This window comes from Achromobacter sp. Marseille-Q0513 (assembly GCF_018195695.1).
Classification (GTDB): Bacteria; Pseudomonadota; Gammaproteobacteria; order Burkholderiales; family Burkholderiaceae_B; genus Achromobacter.
The window spans coordinates 1-17,497 of sequence record NZ_JAGTJY010000129.1; the positions used below are offsets into that span (position 1 = coordinate 1).

The 17,497-nt window shown below is 68.5% G+C and carries 17 protein-coding genes; 9 read left to right on the top strand and 8 right to left on the bottom strand.

Translation table 11 applies throughout. The features are described 5' to 3' along the window. The 3 genes from KDH83_RS21720 to KDH83_RS21730 form a co-directional block, all read right to left on the bottom strand. A partial coding sequence (locus tag KDH83_RS21720) for a biotin/lipoyl-binding protein (protein WP_212319706.1) occupies positions 1-379 on the bottom strand: 379 nt, incomplete at its 3' end. Between the two features lie 19 nt (positions 380-398). After that, entirely contained in the window at positions 399-1,919 is a 1,521-nt protein-coding gene (locus KDH83_RS21725; RefSeq protein WP_249205266.1) for an efflux transporter outer membrane subunit, read from the bottom strand. Beyond that, positions 1,916-3,658 (bottom strand): alpha/beta fold hydrolase, encoded by a 1,743-nt coding sequence (locus tag KDH83_RS21730; RefSeq protein WP_212319707.1) that lies wholly within the window; start codon positions 3,656-3,658, stop codon positions 1,916-1,918. Before KDH83_RS21730 ends, KDH83_RS21725 begins: the two co-directional genes overlap by 4 nt. 148 nt (positions 3,659-3,806) lie before the next feature. Between KDH83_RS21730 and KDH83_RS21735 the strand changes: the two genes are divergently transcribed. Together KDH83_RS21735 and KDH83_RS21740 are read left to right on the top strand one after the other, a co-directional pair. Beyond that, entirely contained in the window at positions 3,807-4,457 is a 651-nt protein-coding gene (locus tag KDH83_RS21735; RefSeq protein WP_212319709.1) for a TetR/AcrR family transcriptional regulator, read from the top strand. A 125-nt stretch (positions 4,458-4,582) separates the two neighbouring features. Further along, entirely contained in the window at positions 4,583-6,136 is a 1,554-nt protein-coding gene (locus KDH83_RS21740; RefSeq protein WP_349291651.1) for an EAL domain-containing protein, read from the top strand. Here KDH83_RS21740 and KDH83_RS21745 read toward each other — a convergent pair. Continuing rightward, the gene (locus KDH83_RS21745; RefSeq protein ID WP_212319713.1) at positions 6,133-6,378 is read right to left on the bottom strand and encodes a hypothetical protein; all 246 of its coding nucleotides are present in this window, start codon (positions 6,376-6,378) and stop codon (positions 6,133-6,135) included. The two genes, KDH83_RS21740 and KDH83_RS21745, sit on opposite strands and share 4 nt — an antisense overlap. A gap of 102 nt (positions 6,379-6,480) precedes the next feature. Between KDH83_RS21745 and KDH83_RS21750 the strand changes: the two genes are divergently transcribed. The 3 genes from KDH83_RS21750 to KDH83_RS21760 all read left to right on the top strand — a co-directional run bounded on the left by KDH83_RS21750 (position 6,481) and on the right by KDH83_RS21760 (position 7,794). Beyond that, positions 6,481-7,080, top strand: a complete 600-nt coding sequence (locus KDH83_RS21750; protein ID WP_212319715.1) for a DUF2975 domain-containing protein — start codon at positions 6,481-6,483, stop codon at positions 7,078-7,080. Beyond that, the gene (locus KDH83_RS21755; RefSeq protein WP_103271141.1) at positions 7,080-7,337 is read left to right on the top strand and encodes a helix-turn-helix transcriptional regulator; all 258 of its coding nucleotides are present in this window, start codon (positions 7,080-7,082) and stop codon (positions 7,335-7,337) included. The genes KDH83_RS21750 and KDH83_RS21755 overlap by 1 nt, the downstream gene beginning before the upstream one ends. Positions 7,338-7,419: 82 nt before the next feature. Next, complete coding sequence (locus KDH83_RS21760; protein WP_212319717.1) at positions 7,420-7,794, top strand: DUF4156 domain-containing protein; 375 nt, start codon at positions 7,420-7,422, stop codon at positions 7,792-7,794. Positions 7,795-7,810: 16 nt separating this feature from the next. Here KDH83_RS21760 and kch read toward each other — a convergent pair whose 3' ends face one another. Both kch and KDH83_RS21770 read right to left on the bottom strand, forming a co-directional pair. Next, the gene (gene kch / locus KDH83_RS21765) at positions 7,811-9,010 is read right to left on the bottom strand and encodes a voltage-gated potassium channel protein (protein WP_212319728.1); all 1,200 of its coding nucleotides are present in this window, start codon (positions 9,008-9,010) and stop codon (positions 7,811-7,813) included. A 486-nt stretch (positions 9,011-9,496) separates the two neighbouring features. Then, positions 9,497-10,297 (bottom strand): winged helix-turn-helix domain-containing protein, encoded by an 801-nt coding sequence (locus KDH83_RS21770; RefSeq protein ID WP_212319719.1) that lies wholly within the window; start codon positions 10,295-10,297, stop codon positions 9,497-9,499. A gap of 809 nt (positions 10,298-11,106) precedes the next feature. On the opposite strand from KDH83_RS21770, the gene KDH83_RS21775 reads away from it, so the two are divergent. Beyond that, complete coding sequence (locus tag KDH83_RS21775; protein ID WP_212319745.1) at positions 11,107-11,505, top strand: helix-turn-helix transcriptional regulator; 399 nt, start codon at positions 11,107-11,109, stop codon at positions 11,503-11,505. On the opposite strand, the gene KDH83_RS21780 is transcribed toward KDH83_RS21775, so the two are convergent. Continuing rightward, the gene (locus tag KDH83_RS21780; protein ID WP_212319720.1) at positions 11,486-12,640 is read right to left on the bottom strand and encodes an acyltransferase; all 1,155 of its coding nucleotides are present in this window, start codon (positions 12,638-12,640) and stop codon (positions 11,486-11,488) included. The two genes, KDH83_RS21775 and KDH83_RS21780, sit on opposite strands and share 20 nt — an antisense overlap. 305 nt (positions 12,641-12,945) lie before the next feature. Between KDH83_RS21780 and KDH83_RS21785 the strand changes: the two genes are divergently transcribed. The 3 genes from KDH83_RS21785 (at position 12,946) to KDH83_RS21795 (ending at position 15,333) form a co-directional block, all read left to right on the top strand. Further along, entirely contained in the window at positions 12,946-13,473 is a 528-nt protein-coding gene (locus tag KDH83_RS21785) for an META domain-containing protein (protein WP_212319722.1), read from the top strand. Between the two features lie 221 nt (positions 13,474-13,694). Next, positions 13,695-14,489, top strand: coding sequence for an META and DUF4377 domain-containing protein (locus KDH83_RS21790; protein WP_212319724.1), 795 nt, complete (start codon positions 13,695-13,697; stop codon positions 14,487-14,489). Positions 14,490-14,595: 106 nt separating this feature from the next. Then, a complete protein-coding gene (locus KDH83_RS21795) occupies positions 14,596-15,333 on the top strand; it encodes a sulfurtransferase (protein WP_103271134.1) in 738 nt (245 codons plus the stop codon). 76 nt (positions 15,334-15,409) lie between these two features. On the opposite strand, the gene metG is transcribed toward KDH83_RS21795, so the two are convergent. Further along, the gene (metG, locus tag KDH83_RS21800) at positions 15,410-17,476 is read right to left on the bottom strand and encodes a methionine--tRNA ligase (RefSeq protein WP_212319747.1); all 2,067 of its coding nucleotides are present in this window, start codon (positions 17,474-17,476) and stop codon (positions 15,410-15,412) included. Between the last annotated feature and the right edge of the window lie 21 nt (positions 17,477-17,497).

The window sequence follows — 17,497 nt, forward strand, 5'->3', positions numbered from 1 at the left end:
GCTGGCCATGTCGACGCGCGCCCGCAGCCTGCAATACCTGTCCTTCTTTCACCGGCCGGCCCGCCGCGGCCCCTGGGGCCGGGACCGCGCGCTGCTGCTGGGCCACGGCCTCGGCGCGCTGGGCCTGCAGCGTGTCGACCTGCATGCGCGCCAGCGGCTGGCCGGCGGCGACGAAGTCGCCTTCCTTGACCAGCACGTCCTGCACGCGGCCGGGCAGTTTGGCGGCGACATCGATCTCGGTGGCTTCGATGCGGCCGTTGCCGCTGACGAAGCCTGCGCCGGGGCCGTGGTCGCCCAGCAGGCGCCAGCCCAGGTAGCCGGCGCCGGCCACGGCCACGACGAGCAGGGCGGGAAGCAGTTTCTTGGCGGGTATGCGCATGGGAGGGGATCCTTCGGGTTTATTGGCCACGAACCGGCGCGGACGGGGCGGCATCGGCGGATGTGGCGGATGTGGCGGGTGTGGCGGGCGTTGCTGGCGCGCTGGGCGGGCGCGTGCCGCCGCCCAGCGCGGCGTACAGGCCAACGCGGCTGGACAGCAGCGCGCGCCGCGTCTGCACCAGCTTCTGCTGCGCGGCCAGCAGGTCGCGCTGCGCGTCCAGCACCTCCAGGTAGGGCGAGGCGCCGTGGTCGTAGCGCAGCTGGGCCAGCCGGGCGCGCTCGCCCTGCGCGGCGACGGTGGCGCGCAGCACCTGCACCTGCTCGGCCAGCCAGCGGCGCGCCGACAGCGCGTCGGACACGTCGCGGAAGGCGCTCTGGATGGCTTTTTCGTAGCCGGCCACGGCCTGGTCGCGGCGCGTCTCGGCCAGGTCCAGCGCGGCGGCGCGGCGGCCGGCGTCGAAGATCGGCAGGCTCAGCCGTGGCGCGAAGCTCCAGGCGCGGCTGCCGCTGTCGAACAGGCCGTCCAGCTCGGCGCTGGCGGTGCCGTAGGCGCCGGTCAGGGGGATGGACGGGAAGAAGGCGGCGCGGGCGGCGCCGATGTTGGCGTTGGCGGCTTTTAGCCGGTGCTCGGCCGCGACGATGTCGGGGCGGTTGGCCAGCAGGTCCGATGGCAGTCCCGCCGGCAGATCAAGCATGACGGCGGCGTCGTCCAGCCGCGCGCCGGCCGGCGGCAGCGTGAGCGGGCCGCCCGCCAGCAGCGCCAGCGCGTGGGCCTGCGCCGCGCGGCTCTGCTCCAGGTCCGCGCCCAGCGCCGTGGCCTGTTGCCACAGCGTTTCCACCTGGGTCAGGTCCAGCCGCGAGATCGCGCCGACCTCGAAGCGGCGCTTGAAGATGCGCAGCGATTCGGCGCGCGAGGCGATGGTCGCGCGCGTCAGCGCCAGGCGCTCGTCCAGCTCGCGCAGCGTCAGGTAGCCGTCGGCCACCTGCGTGATCAGGCTGAGCGTGGCGGCCCGCGCGGCGGCGTCGGAGGCCAGGTAGTTTTGCAGCGCGGCGTCCTTCAGGCTGCGCACGCGGCCCCAGAAATCCAGCTCCCAGCTCGCCATGCCGATGCCGACCTGGTACTGGCTGCTGATCTGCGGCTGGCGCGTCAGGTTCAGGTCGCCCGGCACGCGGGCGCGCGACCCGTCGGCCTGCACGCCTATCGTGGGGAACTGGTCGGCGCGCTGGATGCCGTAGAGCGCGCGCGCTTCCTCGACGCGCAGCAGCGCCGTGCGCAGGTCGCGGTTGTTGCGCAACGCGCCGTCGATCAGGTCCTGCAGGATCGGGTCGGTGTAGTAGTCGCGCCAGCCGACGGTCGCCGCCGCCGGGGCCTCGGCGCCCGCCGTGGGCGCCTGCTCGTAGGCCGTGGGCACCGGCGCGGCGGGGCGCTGGTAATCGGGCGCCATGGACAGGCAGCCGCCCGCCAGCAGCGGCAGCAGCGCCGCGCCTAGCGCGCGCAGCACGCGCGCCGATGCCGGACGGGCGGGCAGGACTGGGGTCATTCCTCTTTCTCCAAGACATAGGCGCCGGGCGCGTCCGCCAGCACGGGATAGCCGCGGCGCGGCGCGCCCAGGGCGGGCGGCTTGCGGGGCTTGCCGGAAAGGCCGGCAAGCCAGCCCGTCCATGCCGGCCACCACGAGCCTTCGTGCGCGGGCGCGGCCTGCAGCCACTCGTCCGGCGTCAGCGTGGCGCCGCCGACGGGGCGCGCCAGGCTGCGGTAGCGGCGGCGCGGGTGGCCGGGTTCGCTGACGATGCCGGCGTTGTGGCCGCCGCTGGTCAGCACGAAATCCAGCGGCGCCTGCGTCAGGTCGTGCAGCTTGAACACGGAGCGCCACGGCGCCACGTGGTCGTTCTCGGTGCCCACGCAGAACAGCGGCAGCCGCAGGTCGCGCAGCATCACCGGGCGGCCGTCGACCAGGTATCGGTTGGTCGCCAGGTCGTTGTGCAGGAACAGCTGGCGCAGGTATTGGCCGTGCATGCGCGCGGGCATGCGGGTGGCGTCGGCATTCCAGGCCATCAGGTCCGACATGGGCGCGCGCCGGCCCAGCAGATATTCGTTGACCATGCGCGACCACAGCAGGTCATAGGACCGCAGCATCTGGAAGGCGCCGGCCATCTGCCGCGAGGTCAGGTAGCCGGTGCGCGCCATCTGCGCCTCCAGCAGGCTGACCTGGCTTTCGTCGATGAACAGCGCCAGCTCGCCCGGCTCGCTGAAGTCGGTCTGCGCGGCCAGCAGGCTCAGGCTGGCCAGGCGCGCGTCGCCGTCGCGCGCCATGGCGCTGGCGGCGATGGCCAGCAGCGTGCCGCCCAGGCAGTAGCCGGCCGCGTGCACGCGCGCGCCGGGCACGATGGCATCGATGGCGTCCAGCGCCTCGCGGATGCCGAGCGCGAGATAGTCGTCCATGCCCAGCTCGCGGTCCTGCGCGTCGGGGTTCTTCCAGGAAATGCAAAACACCGTATGACCCTGGCTCACCAGGTAGGCGATCAGCGAGTTGTGTGGCGACAGGTCCAGGATGTAGTACTTCATGATCCAGGCCGGCACGATCAGCACGGGCTCGGGGCGCACGGTCGTGGTGGCGGGGCTGTACTGCAGCAGCTCCATCAGCCGGTTGCGCCACACCACCTTGCCGGGCGTGACGGCGACCTGCTTGCCAGGGATGTAGGCGCCGGCGCCCGCGGGCGGCTGGTTGGCCAGCGCGCGCGTCGCGTCCTCCCAGGCGTGGGCGGCGCCGCGCAGCAGGTTGGCGCCGCCTTCCTGCCAGGTCTGGCGCATCACTTCGGGGTTGCCGGCGATCTGGTTGCCCGGCGACAGCAGGTCCAGCCACTGGCGCGCCGCAAAGGCCGCCAGCTGCGCGTGATGGGGTTCCACGCCGGGCACGCCCTGCGTGGCCTGTTCCCACCACTGCCGGGCCGCCAGGAAGCCCTCGCTCCACAGGTTGTAGGGCCATTGGCGCCAGCCTTCATCGGCATGGCGGCGGTCGCGGGTGGCGGGGGCGTCCGGCGTCGAGGTCGCCGTGGCGGGCAGCAGATGGCGGCCCAGCTGCGCGGCCTGGCCGAATGCCAGGCTGGCCAGTTCCGCCTGCTTGCCCGGGGCGCAGGCCAGGTGCGCGGCCCAGTCCGTCCAGGCCAGCAGGCCGGCCGCCGGCGACAGGCCGCCGGTCCAGCGGGCCATCGCGGCGCGCGCGGCCGTGTCCAGCGTGTTCGCGTTGCTTGCACATGCGGAATCGGATGAGGTCGGCATGCCTGCTCCAGGACGCCGGCGGGCTTGCGCCGCCGGCAGGATCTTGCTGTCATTGTGCCCAGGCGGCCCTGATCAATCCTTGATCAAAGTCAAGTTAGCGACCGGCCAGTCGGTTTTTAATGGACCCGTTCTGTTCAGGAGTGGGGCCATGGGGACTCAGCGGCGCCGGCTTGCGCCGGCTTTGCGGGTCGCGCAGATACTTGACGCGGCGCTGCAGGAGTTTTCGGCTTCGGGATACGCGGGCGCGAGGATGGACGACATCGCGCTGCGCGCGGGCCTGTCCAAGGGCGGGCTGTACGCGCATTTCTCCAGCAAGGAAGCGGTGTTCGAGGCGCTGATCGCGCGTCACCTGAGCCCGGTGCCGCTGGACGTGGAGGCGGCGGTGGACGGCGCCTCGTCCACGCGCGATCTGGCTGAACGCATCGTCGACCAGCTCTATGTCAGCCTGGCCAATCCGGCCATGATCAGCGCCATGCGGCTGCTGCTGGCCGAAAGCGCCCGCGTGCCGCAGCTGGCCGCGCGCTGGCGGCGCGAGACCACCGATGCCCAGCAGGCCTGCCTGGCGCGCCTGCTGGAGCGGGCGCGGGCGCGCGGGCTGTGCGCGGGCGGCGTGGCGCAGGAACACCCCTGGCTGCTGCTGTCGCCCATCGTGCACACCATGGTGGCCTGCATCCTGCTCGGGCCCCAGGAGCGCATCGACATGGCCGCCCGCAGGCGCGCCCACGCGGCGCTGATCGGCGAACTGCTGGAAGCGGGCGACGGCCAGGCCGGCGCGCCAGCACGGGTCGGCGACAGGTAGAGGAATCCGCGCCCGGTTTGACACCGTCTTGAACATGGTGTCGTATGCTGTCGCCGGACGCTACGATTCTTTCATCCTTATCCACAAGAGGGGGCGGCTTGCCTACATCGGGAATGACTGCCCGCGTGTCATCGTGGCGCTTCCTGCCCGTTGCGCTGGCCTTGGTGCTGCCTGTCCTGCTCTGTGTGGGCTGGAGCTGGTTTCACGCAGTCGGCGAGGTGCGCAAGGAAGCGTCGACCGCGGCCGGCGTGGTGCGGGTGCAGACCGGCACCATCCTGACCCAGGCGCGCGAGCTGCTGGTGCGCCTGGTGGACCTCACGGCCAAGGACTGCGACGAGGCCCTGCCCACCATGCAGCGCTGGGCCACGTTGAATCCATACGTTCGCGCGCTGATCCTGGCGCAGGACGACCGCATCTACTGTTCGTCGGCGGTCGGCGCGACGGACTACAGCATCACCGAATTCCACCGCTGGCCGCGCAGCATGACGCCTGCCGGCTGGCTGTATACCGCGCAGGGCACGCCGATGGCGCCCGACCGGCCCGCCATCCTGCTGGGCGTGCCGGGCCGGGATGGCCGCAGCGGCGCGGTGGTGGTCGATGCGCGCAACCTGCAGGACATCATCAATTCGGTCGCGACCCTGGGCAGTTTCCAGATCGAGCTGACGCTGGGGGAAGGGGCGCCGATACGCAGCGCGTCCTGGACGGACTGGGCGGGGAACGTCGAGCCCGTGTACCAGGAGACGACCGACAGCATGAACGGCGCGAAACTGCGCATCAGCGTGGTGGTGCCGCCGCAGGCGCTGGGGCTGGAGTGGCAGAAGCTGCTGCTGACCTACGTGCCCTTGTCGCTGCTGGCGGGCGCGCTGCTGGCCTGGGCGGCGTATCGCTTGCAGCGCAGCCGCCAGTCCTACCGGGAACAGTTGCGCCGCGCGATGGCGGCGGGCGAGTTCCATGTGGAATACCAGCCGGTGTACAGCCAGGTCACGGGCCGCTTCGAGGGGGTGGAGGCGCTGATGCGCTGGATGCGTCCGGGCACGGGGCTGGTGCGGCCCGACATCTTCATCGCGGCGGCCGAGCAGGAAGGCGTGATCATCGAGTTGACCCAGCATCTGCTGGGCCTGATCGAGCGCGACATGAGCGGATGGGACACGCCGCCGGGCTTTCATGTGGGCGTGAACGTCGCGCCCGAGCATTTGTCCAGCGAGGATCTGGTGCCGGACGTGCGCGCCTTCGTCGCCGCGACGGCCGCGCGCCAGCCGCTGCTGGTGCTGGAAATCACCGAGCGCAGCCTGATCGAGGACAGCGGCCGCGCCCGCCGCAACATCGACACGCTGCGCGCCGAGGGCGTGCGCGTGGCCATCGACGATTTCGGCACCGGCCATTGCTCGCTGTCCTATCTGCAGAAGTTTCCGGTGGACTACCTGAAGATCGACAAGGGCTTCGTGCATGCCATCCAGCCGGATGGCGAAGAGGCGCCGGTGCTGGACGTGATCATCATGCTGGCGCACCGGCTGGGCCTGTCGGTGGTGGCTGAAGGCGTGGAACAGCGTTTCCAGTTCGACTACCTGACCGAGCGCGGCGTGGCCTTCATCCAGGGCTATCTGTTTTCCCGGCCTTTGCGTTCGGCCGATTTCGTGGCCTGGTACGCGGGGCAATCGCAGCCGGTCGTGCCGGATTAGCCGGCGTCGCGCAGGCAGACGCAGGGCGCTGCGGGCCGTGCGGGTCCGCGTTCCAGCGTCAAGCGGGGCAGGCCAAGCGGCGAATAGCGGTTGCTCAGGGACCATTGAACCCGCAGGCGCAGGCCGCCATCGCCGGCCCGCGCGCAGCTTGCGTCGTCGGAAGCCGAGGTGCCGGCGGGAACGAGCAGCAGCAGCGCCAGGCCCAGCGCCGCGAGACCGGCGATGGGTTTCAGGAATCGCATAGGGCTTGCTTTTCGGGGTTAAAAAATTATTGTTTTACGATAATTATTTGCTACACTACAGCAATTGATAGTGCTCCGCAACGCTAGCCAGGACTTTCCGTGATGCTTCATTTCCCCACGCAGCAGTCGGCCGCGGCCATCAGCGATGGCGCTCGTCGCATGGCGCGCATCCGCCGCCTCTCGCGCTGCATGCGCTGGCTGCTCGCGGCCACGGCCATCCTGTTCGTCGTCCTGGCCGTGGCCATCTGGTTCCTGAGTTCGGATGCGGCGCTGACCCGCAGCCTGCACGCGCTGCTGGGCATCACCGATCCGTCCCGCGCGCCCGCGTTGCAGCTCGGGCCGGGCTATCGGGTGGCGGGCTTCTCATTGCTGGGACTGCAACTGGCGCTGGTGCTGCGCGGCATCGCGCATGCCCATGCGATGTTTGGCGACTTCGCGCGCGGCGAGGTGCTGACCTCGGCCACGGCCCGTCGCCTGCGCGGCATCGCATTGCTCATCACGCTGTTCGCGTTGTGCTCGCCGCTGGTGAAGATGCTGCTGGTGCTGTTGTTCACCTGGAGCGCGCCCGGCGAGCCCCACATGCTCATCCACATCCAGCTGGAAGACATTCTGCTGGGCCTGCTCGGCGGCCTGCTGTTCGCGCTGGCCTGGGCCATGGAAGAAGCGGCGCACGTGGCCGAAGAGAACCGGGGGTTCATCTGATGGCGATCGTGGTCAGGCTCGACGTGGTGCTGGCGCAGCGCAAGATGAAGGCGCGCCAGCTCGCGCAGGAGATCGGCATCACCGAACCCAACCTTTCCCTGCTCAAGTCGGGCAAGGTCAAGGGCATCCGCTTCGATACGCTGGCCCGCATCTGCGAAGTGCTGCAGTGCCAGCCCGGCGATCTGCTGGAGTACGTGCCGGACGAGGCCGCCGGCATGGCCGCGGCGGACGCCGGCTTCGATTTCCGCCTCGACTGATTCCCCCTGTTCCCCAACGCCGTCCGCGCATGCATGCAGCATGGCGCGGCGGTTTCACACGCCCCTACGATGGATGATCATCATGCAAAGTCCGCAGTGCCGCCGCCATGTCCGGTCGCTGATCCTGTTGCTTTCCGCCTGCGCCCTCGCGGCCTGCGCGCCCACGCCGCTGGCCCCCGGGGCCGCGAGCAACGTGCGCATCACGCACAACGAGCCCGGCAAGGGCTGCGCGTTCCTCGGCGACGTGACCGGCAGTCAGGGCGATTTCCTGCGGGGCGCGATCACGTCCAATGCCGACCTGGAGACGGGCGCCCGCAATGACCTGAAGAATCGCGCGGCGGCGATGGGCGGCAACGTCGTGTATCTGCTGACGCAGCGGGCCGGACAGACCGGCCACAAGGATCATTCGGAGCAGACCAACGTGACCTTGACGGGCAACGTGTACCGCTGCGAGTGAGCGGGGCGGCCTGGCGTCAGGCCGGTTCGGCGGCGGCCGGGCCGGCCTTGGCGAAGAACAGATCGGTGATGGCCTGGCTGTCCAACGGCTCGCCGTTGATGGCGCGGGCCAGCAGCTCCGCGCCCAGCAGCTGCACCGAGAACACCATGTCCGGCCGCACGCGCCGGATTTTTTCCAGATGCTTGCTGGTGTTGACCAACGCGACCGTCTTGGCGCCCTGGCCGGCGGTGGCTTCCTGGGTGGCCAGCACGATGAAGGCGTTTTCAGCATCGTCGTCGCGCAGCGCCAGCACGTAGCGGGCGCGGGTCACGCCGGCGGCGCGCAGCACCTCGACGCTGGACGGATCGCCTTCGATGAGGTCGGCCGTCGCCGGGTATTCCTGCGGCACGCCGGCGGGCACGATGACGGTGACTTCGTCGCCGCGCCTGCGCAGCCCGTCGTAGACGCTGAGCGCCAGCGGCGTCGCGCCCGCGATGATGATGTGGTTCTTTCTCATGGCGGTGGAGAATCGGCCCTTGACCAGGCGCTTCAGGTTGCCGCCGATCACCGGGCCGGCGATGGCGCTGACGGAGGTGGCGAACACCGTGATGCCGAGGATGATAATCGACGCGGTGAACAGCCTGGCCGCGCCCGAGTGCGGCGTGATGTCGCCATAGCCCACCGTCGACATGGACACGATGGAAAAGTACAGCGCGGTGCCGGCGTCGTGGACGGGCGGATTGAATTCATCGCCCAGGTAGAGCGTGCCGAACACCGCGTAGATCAGCAGCGACAGCACGCTGACCAGGGCGAACAGCGAGCCCGCCGTGACGCTGGCCCGGTCGAAGCGGCGCCAGTAGGTCATCAGCGCCAGGATCAGCACCAGCGTATAGATGCCCAGGCCGGCGTGTCCGCCGTCGCCGAGGATGGCGAAGGTGCCCACGCCGATCAGCAGCACCAGCGAGAAGGCCCAGGCGATGCGGGCCTTCAGGATCAGTCCCAGCGCGATCACCTGCAGGCCCACGCCCAGCACCAGCCGCGGGATCTCCAGCAGCCCGACCACTTGCATGATCTCCTGCCAGTTGTTCAGCGCCAGCCAGAACGAGTATTCGCGCGCCTGCACTTCGCGCAGCACCGGATGCATGAACGCGTAGCCATCCAGCGCGACGAGGAAGGCCAGGCACCAGTTGGACGGGAACAGCGACGTCAGCTTGCGCAGCCGCCGCAGGAGCGGGATGGAAGACAAGGGCGTGGGACCGGGGATTGTCGATGCCGCCCATTTTAGGACGGTGCGTAAGGTCTGCCGCTATACCTATTATGTATGGAAGGCTATCAACAAAGAATTACGATAAATCCGAGCCTGGTCCTAAACTTCCTACATCACGCTGCGATCCGAAAGGAACGCCGCTGATACGGGCGAAAAGCCCGCCAGCAGCAAGGCGGACGATTTCCCGTGTATTGCACGCAGCGGTCGGGGCGGGGACTAGAGACCCCGCACTGACTCACGGTTCACTCCGAGCGTGAGTAGTGAGGCACGAATGTTGGAATCGCGTGATCCAGGTAGAAGGCATCAGTGCCGGCTGATGGCTCCTGTTCACGTGTTGTTTTAGCGCGGCGTCTTACCTTCGGGGCAGCGCCGCGTTTTTTTCGCCCGCTTCCTGCCTTGTCGCTTCCGGACGCGGACCCATCCCGGGTTTGCGCAGATTCCCCTCCCAGATTGTATTCAGTATGACGGCGCGTTCGCGACCGCCGTATCGCGTCGCCATTCTTCGGCGCCATCGTCGGCCTGCGCGCGCTCGTCCAGGTCCAGCTTGATGTCGGCCGCGAACATATAGCCCCAGCCGTGCACCGCGCGGATGGGCAGGGTCATGTGGTTGGCCGTGGCCTTGCGGCGCAGGCGGCTGATCATGACGTCGACAAAGCGACGGCGCGTGACGCCGCCGTCGGCGTCGTCCGCGCCGTCGGCATAGAAGGCATCGCGGCTGACCTTGCGATCAGGCGCATGCACCAGGCGCGACAGGAAATCACGCTCCCCGGTGGTCAGGCCCATGGTGCGTCCGCCCGGGCTGATCAGGGTCCAGCCCTTGTTGGCCAGCCGCCATGCGTCGCTGGGCGGCTCTCCGTTGGCCGGAATCTCGCCCGGCTCGGCGTCCATGCCGGCCGCGCGCCGCACCAGCGCCTGCAAGACCGCGGCCAGCTCCAGTCCGCTGACCTCGGGCGACAGGCAGGCGTCGGCGCCGCACAGCAGCGTGCGTATCCGGCTTTCGGCGTCGGGGAAGGCGGCGATGGCGACGATGCCCAGGCCCCGGTCGATGCCGCGCAACCGCACGGCCGCGTTGTGCACGTCGGGCAGCGGCGCTTCCAGCACCACCAGCGGGCTCGGGCGCCGGGAGTAGCGCTCGTACACATCGACCAGTTCGTGGCAGCGGCGCACGTTGAAGCCCAGATGGGACAGCGCCTCGATCAGTCTGGCATGCCTGGCGTCGTCCTTGCCCAGGAAAATGACATCCAGCGTGTTGTTCATTGATGCTTCCAATGAGACTGCGCGGCGCAGTCGCCGCATGGAAAGGGGGCGCGGGCGTTACCGGATGGTATCCGCCCGGAAGGCAAGGGATCCGGCCGAGGCGCCGGCGGTCTGTCGGTCGTCCATGGCCCGGTGGCGATGGCTTCTTGCCCGTGCAGTCCGATCCTTGCGTGTCATGCCCCTCTCCCTGTGCCGTCCGCTCGGCGTCGCAAGCGTGGCGGTGTTGTTGGAATGCGGGCGAGTGGTTGCACGGATGGCGGAAAAGGTCCGCGTTCCGGCTGCGGTTGCCGGCTGGCAGGCACGGGGTCCGGGCGGCGCATGGCCTGGCGTTCTGCGCCTTTGGCCGCCGATGACCCGGTACTGCTTGGAAGTCACGCCCGTGTTTCATTTAAACACGGGCGTGTTTTTTTGTGAAGATAAGTTTCTGTAGTTTCTAGCGGTAACAGATGCGATTGCTCAAATCCGCCCAAATCCATTGAAACGCTGTTTTATCCTGCGATTGCAACGATGCGATATTAAGTATTACCGATACATTATTTTCTATTTTTGGCACATCCAAACTCCTACACTCTCGCCGGATCCGGCCCATGGCCCGGCCCCGCGCCGGCCGCCGGAGCGCCTGCGCAAGCCGCTGATAGATAGCGCTTTTTCGAAGACGGGGATAGCGGGAGGGAGGCGCCAGGGCTGGCGGCGGACGGGCGGAAGAGGAGGCGTTGCGAGATTTGCGGATTAGCCCGGAAATTGGGGTGTAATCCGTTTGTTTGGCAGCAGTATTGAGATGTTTTAATCAAATAAATAAATTCAAATTAATGGCTCAGGTTGATCGATTGGACACGTTTAGCCATCGTCTGCGCAACGCGAGGATGCTACAGGGATGGACACAAAAGGACTTGGCGGTCGCGAGCAACCTGTCGCAAAGCGCCATCGGCAACTATGAAAGCGGCCAACGCCTCCAGCCGTCCAGCGAGGCCCTGATCAAGCTGACCCGCGCGCTGCGGGTCAGCCCCATGTGGCTGAGCGCCGGGGAAGGCCCGATGTTCAGTCCGGAGCCGGCCGAGCCCGCCGCCAGCGCGGGCGAGCCCGACGTGCCGCCGCCGCCCTGGCCGTTCGAAACCGTTTCCTATGCCACCTATGCGCGCCTGAGCACTCAGGAAAAGCGCCAGATCGAGCAGGTGCTGGCCGCGTACATCAAGGCGCGCGGCGAATAGGGTTCACGCGCCGCTGGCGCGGCGCGGCGGGCAGGCTTGCCGCGGGCCGTGGATCGACGGACAGATCCTCCCGGCCACCGGCGCGCAGCCGGACGCGCAAGCGTTCGACGGGATCGGCGATCAGGGCGTTGAGCAGGGCCGCGAAGCCGATGCAGCCGGTCAGCACCAGCGCATCGAAAAGCGCGGGCTGGCGTGCGCTGGCGCCGTCGAGCAGCCAGTCGAAGAACAGGATCACCAGGGCATGGCAGATATAGATCGGGTAGCTCAGCTCTCCGATCGCCTTGTCCAGCCGGTATCGCGCCTGGAACAGGAAGGCCAGCGGCAGCAGCGCCGCGAACAGCAGTACCGCCAGCGCGTCGCGCAGGTTGTGGTTCAGCCCGATGAGGAAGTGTGCGCAGCAGTACGCCACAAGGATGGCGACGCCCAATTCCGGCAGCCGGTGCCAGCGGCGCGTCAGCGCCTGCCAGCGCGGCAGCAGCACCTGGTGCGACAGCGCGCCGGCCAGGAACAGCGCCAGCTCGGCGGGAAAGAAGCGATAGGTCCAGGGATCGCTCAACCCGACGCCGGTGGCGATCAGCACCGCCCGCAAGACCAGCGAGGCCGCCAGCAGCGCGAGCAGCCTGCGCGGCGACCGCAGGACGAAGGGCGCGATCAGATAGAACGTGATCTCCACGCCCAGCGTCCAGGCCTGCGGCACCAGCAGCCCCTGATATAGCGGCACGTCGCTGTGCGCGAAACTGCCGGTGAAGAGCAGGGTGGAATGCTCGATGCCGAAGAACATCAGCCAGTCCTGCCCCACGATGAAAAGATTGGACAGGATCAGGAACAGCTGGGCCGACAGGGGCAGGTCGTCGTAGAGACGGAAAAAGCTGCCATCGCCCGCGGCGTAGGCGGCCAGGGTCAGCGCCGCGACCGTCAGGTAGACCGGAAACAGGCGCAGCAGCCGGTTGGCGTAGAAATGCCCCGTCGCGCCCTGGTAGCGGTCGGTGCCGGTCAGCACGTAGGAAATCAGGAAACCGGAGATCACATAGAACAGCTGCACCGCAAGGCGTCCGCCGACCAGCTTGTCGGCCGCGCCGCCGCCCAGGTGGTCCAGGACCACCGACAGCGCCAGCAAGGTTCTCAGAAAGCCCATCGGGATGTCTCCGCAGCCTGTTTCGCGTGCTCCGGCGCGTTGCGCGGGCATTGCCGGCCCGCCGCAGTCGCCCCATGGCAGCCGCTCAGGAAGCGATGCCAAGGCCGGAGTTCAGGCGATTCTGCGCGCCGGCGTCGCCGCGCGCCATGAGGCATAAGGCCCGGTACCCGATCCTTTGGCTTGCCCGCCGCGCGCCGGACTCCCGCTTTGGCACTCGGGTGTAGGGCTTAGGGGCGGGCCGCGGGACAGGGGCGAACGATGCCGGTTACAGTCTGGGGGTGTGCAATCAACCGGAGGTTTCGCCCATGCCCAATACTCAGTTCTTGCCCGGCCGCCTGCTAGGCATGGGCTTGCTGGCCCTGGCGCTGGCGGGATGCGCGGGATCCGGCGGCGCCCGTCCACAAGGGGCGGCCGCCGCCAACGCGGCCAGCAGCGCGGATTCGCTGGCGCAGACCGCCTGGGAACTGGTGCGCTGGGTCCAGCCCGGCGGCGCGCTGCGCGACATTCCCCATGGCGACAACGGCGAGCCCGTGAAGCTGGTGTTCCTGGCCCAGGGCAAGCAATACCGCGTCAATGGCTTCGCCGGTTGCAACCGCTACATGGGCACCTACAGGATCGAGGGCGGCAGGCTGCGCATCGACGCGCCGGCGGCCACGCGCATGGCCTGCCCGACGCCGGAGCGAGCCGGCCTGGAAGCGGACTACCTGCGCGGCCTGGGCAGCATCGATACCTTCACGCTCGACAACGGCGGGGCGCCCCGCCACCTGACCTTCAACCTGCGCGGCGGCGATGTGCTGGAGTTCGTGCGGCGCGAGGATCCCCCCACGCCCTGAGCGGCGATGGCGGGCCGGTGCCGCGTGGCCCGGCCGCCGGGGGCTGGCGGCAGAGGCTGGCGCAAGTGGCGCGCCTGGAGCCCCTGGCGCGCGGGGCCGCGCCGCCGGCCTGGTGACCAGGCGTTTCAGTCTGTTTTCCGTGCGCGCGGCGTTCTTGCGCCGTGCCTACAATGGCGCACCGCTGGCTCAGTGCGCCTCACGCCGATTTCGGGAGATCTTCCATGTCCATATCCTCCAGCTTGCGTTGGCTCGCTCCCTGCGCGCTTGCCGTCGGTCTTGCCGCTTGCGCGTCGCCGCCGCGCGGCCCGGGCGCGCAGGATCCGCGCTTCCAGCCCGCCGCCGCGTCCGACGTGTACGCGCAGACCAGCTGGGACCTGGCCCGCTGGACGCGGCCCGGCGGCGCCTTGCGCCAGATTCCCCATCCGTCGCAGACCTCGCGGCCCGTCACGATCAGCTTCATCCATGACAAGGGCGCGCCCGTGGTCAGCGGCTTTGGCGGCTGCAACCAGTACAACGCGCCCTACACGGTGGCCAACGGGCTGCTGATCGTGCGCTCGCATCCGGTGTCCACCATGATGGCCTGCAATCCGGAAGCCATGCGACTGGAACAGGACTTCCTCGACGGCCTGACGCGCATCACGTCCAGCACGCTGGACAACACCGGCAATCCGCGCCGCCTGACGCTGCTGCTGTCCTCGGGCGACACGCTGGATTTCGGCCGCCGCATCGATCCGGCGACCGGCGGCCAGATGGGCCCGAAAAAGCTCGTGTACGTCGATTCCGAGCGCGTGCCTTGCAGTGCCGGCGCCGGCCGCGCCATGTGCTACCAGGTGCGCGACAGCGCGGCCCAGCCCTGGCAGCTCTGGTATGGCGACATCACCGGCTTCAATTTCCAGCCGGGCGTGCGCTATCGGCTGCGCGTGGTCGAAGTGCGCGATCCGAATCCGCCGGCCGATGCCTCCGGCTTGAAATGGGTGCTGGACGCGGTGGTCGAGCAGGAGCCGGTGCGGCGCTGAGGCCCCGGCCCGGACGCGGGCCCGCCAGCGATTATGATGGCGGCTCCCGCGCATTCCGCATTTTCGCGGCCCGCGCATGCCGCGCCGGCCTTGCCACGCTACGCCCATGTCTTCCGTTGCCAATATCTCCGCCTACAAATTCGTCTCGCTCGACGGCTTGCCCGAGTTGCGGGAAACGCTGCTGGCCCGCGCGCGCGAGGACGGACTGAAGGGCACGATCCTGTTGGCCGGGGAAGGCATCAATCTGTTCCTGGCGGGCGCGTCCGCAGGCATCGAGTCTTTCCTGGCCGCGCTGCGCGCGGATGCGCGCTTCGCCGACCTGGAGCCGAAGTACAGCTACAGCGACGCGGTGCCGTTTCGCAAGCTGCTGGTGAAGATCAAGCGCGAGATCATCCGCATGAACCATCCGGCCATCCGCCCCGAGGCCGGTCGCGCGCCGGCGGTGGACGCGCGCACGGTGGCGCGCTGGCTGGCGCAGGGCGCGGACGATGCCGGTCGCCCGGTTGTGATGCTGGACACGCGCAACGCCTTCGAGGTCGACGAGGGCACGTTCAGGAATGCCATCGACTGGCGCATCGAGCGCTTCACCCAGTTCCCGGACGCTGTGCAGGCACACCGCGACGAGCTGCAAGGCAAGACCGTGGTCAGCTTCTGCACCGGCGGCATCCGCTGCGAGAAGGCCGCCATCTACATGAACGAGGCCGGTATCGATCACGTCTACCAGCTCGAGGGCGGCATCCTCAAGTATTTCGAGGAGACCGGCGGGCCGGGCTACGAGGGCAAGTGCTTCGTGTTCGACGAGCGCGTGTCGCTGGATCCGGCGCTGGCGCCCAGCCGGGCCTGAGCCGCCGCGCACCTGGCGCGATCAAGAAAAAACCCGCCTCGAGGCGGGTTTTTTTTATCGCCGGGCCGGCGCCGCGTCAGCGCACGCGCATGCCGGGCTTGGCGCCGGGGAAGGGCTCCAGCACGTAGATGCCGGCATCCACCGACTCGTCGGCGTGGCTGGCGGCCAGCACCATGCCTTCGGACACGCCGAACTTCATCTTGCGCGGGGCCAGGTTGGCCACCATCACGGTCAGCTTGCCGATCAGGTCTTCGGGCTGGTAGGCCGACTTGATGCCGGAGAACACGTTGCGGTGGCGGCCTTCGCCCACGTCCAGCGTCAGGCGCAGCAGCTTGGTCGAGCCTTCGACGTGCTCGCAGTTGACGATCTGCGCGATGCGCAGGTCGACGCGGGCGAAGTCGTCGATGGAGATGGTCTCGGCCAGCGGCTCGCCGCCGGGGATCACGGCGGGAGGCGCGGGCGGTTCGAACAGGTCTTCCAGCATTTGCGGCTCGACGCGCTGCATCAGGTGCTTGAACGGCGCCACGGTCTGCGGCAGCGCGGCGGCGTCGGCCCAGACAAAGCCGGCCTGCGCGCCGAACAGCTCGCGCGCGACGCGGTCGGTCAGTTCCGGCAGCACCGGGGCCAGCATCACGGACAGGGCCTTGAAGCCGGCCAGCGAGCGCGAGCAGATGTCCTGCAGCGCGGCCTTCTGCGCGGCGTCGGCGCTGCCGATGCCCTTGGCCAGCACCCAGGGCTGGGCGGTGTCGAACGCCTGGTTGATGCGGTCGGCGCAGGCCATGATCTCGCGGATGGCGCGGTTGTACTCGCGCGCCTCGAAGGCGGCGCGGATCGATTCGGCCTGCTCGGCGTACTCGGCCGACAGCGCGGCGGCGTCGCCGGCATAGGCCAGCTGGCCGTCGAAATGCTTGGTGATGAAGCTGGCCGCGCGGCTGGCGATGTTGACGTACTTGCCGATCAGGTCGCTGTTGACGCGGGCGATGAAGTCCTCGGGGTTGAAGTCCATGTCTTCAACGCGGGCGTTCAGCTTGGCGGCGATGTAATAGCGCATCCACTCGGCGTTCATGCCCAGTTCCAGATAGCGCAGCGGCGAGATGCCGGTGCCGCGGCTCTTGGACATCTTCTCGCCGCTGACGGTGATGAAGCCGTGCACGTTCAGCGCGTCCGGCGTCTTGCGGCCGGCGAACTTCAGCATGGCGGGCCAGAACAGGGCGTGGAAATAGATGATGTCCTTGCCGATGAAGTGGACCTGTTCGGTGTTGCCGTTCGGGTCGAGCAGCGCGTCGAAATCCAGGCCGGCCTTGTCGCAATAGGACTTGAGCGAGGCCAGGTAGCCCACCGGCGCGTCCAGCCAGACGTAGAAGTACTTGCCCGGCGCGTCGGGGATCTCGATGCCGAAATAGGGCGCGTCGCGCGAGATGTCCCAGTCGCCCAGCTTGGCTTCGCCGTCATCGGCGCCCAGCCATTCGCGGGTCTTGGCCAGCACTTCCGGCTGCAGGTGCTTGCCGCCGGCGGCGTTGGCGCCCGTGGTCCATTGCTGCAGGAATTCCACGCAGCGCGGATCGGACAGCTTGAAGAAGAAGTGATCGGAGGACTTCAGCACCGGCGTGGCGCCGGTCAGGGCCGAATACGGATTGATCAGTTCGGTGGGCGCATAGACCGCGCCGCAGACTTCGCAGGAATCGCCGTACTGGTCCTTGGCGTGGCACTTGGGGCATTCGCCCTTGATGTAGCGGTCGGCCAGGAACATGCCCTTGACCGGGTCGTAGAACTGCTCGATCGAGCGCGTCTCGATCAGGTTCTGCGCTTTCAGCGCGCGGTAGATGTCCTGCGACAGCGCCACGTTCTCGGCCGAATCGGTCGAGTGCCAGTGGTCAAAGCGGATATGGAAGCCGTTCAGGTACTGCGGGCGCTCGGCGGCGTAGCGCGCCACCAGGGCCTGCGGCGTGATGCCTTCCTTTTCCGCCTTCAGCATGATCGGCGCGCCATGCGCGTCGTCCGCACCCACGAAGTGCACCGTGTGGCCCGCCATTCGCATCGAACGCACCCAGATGTCGGCCTGGATGTACTCCATGATGTGGCCGATGTGGAAGGATCCGTTGGCGTAGGGCAGGGCGGTGGTGACGAAAAGGGTGCGAGACATGGTCTTCGTGCGGTTGAGGGA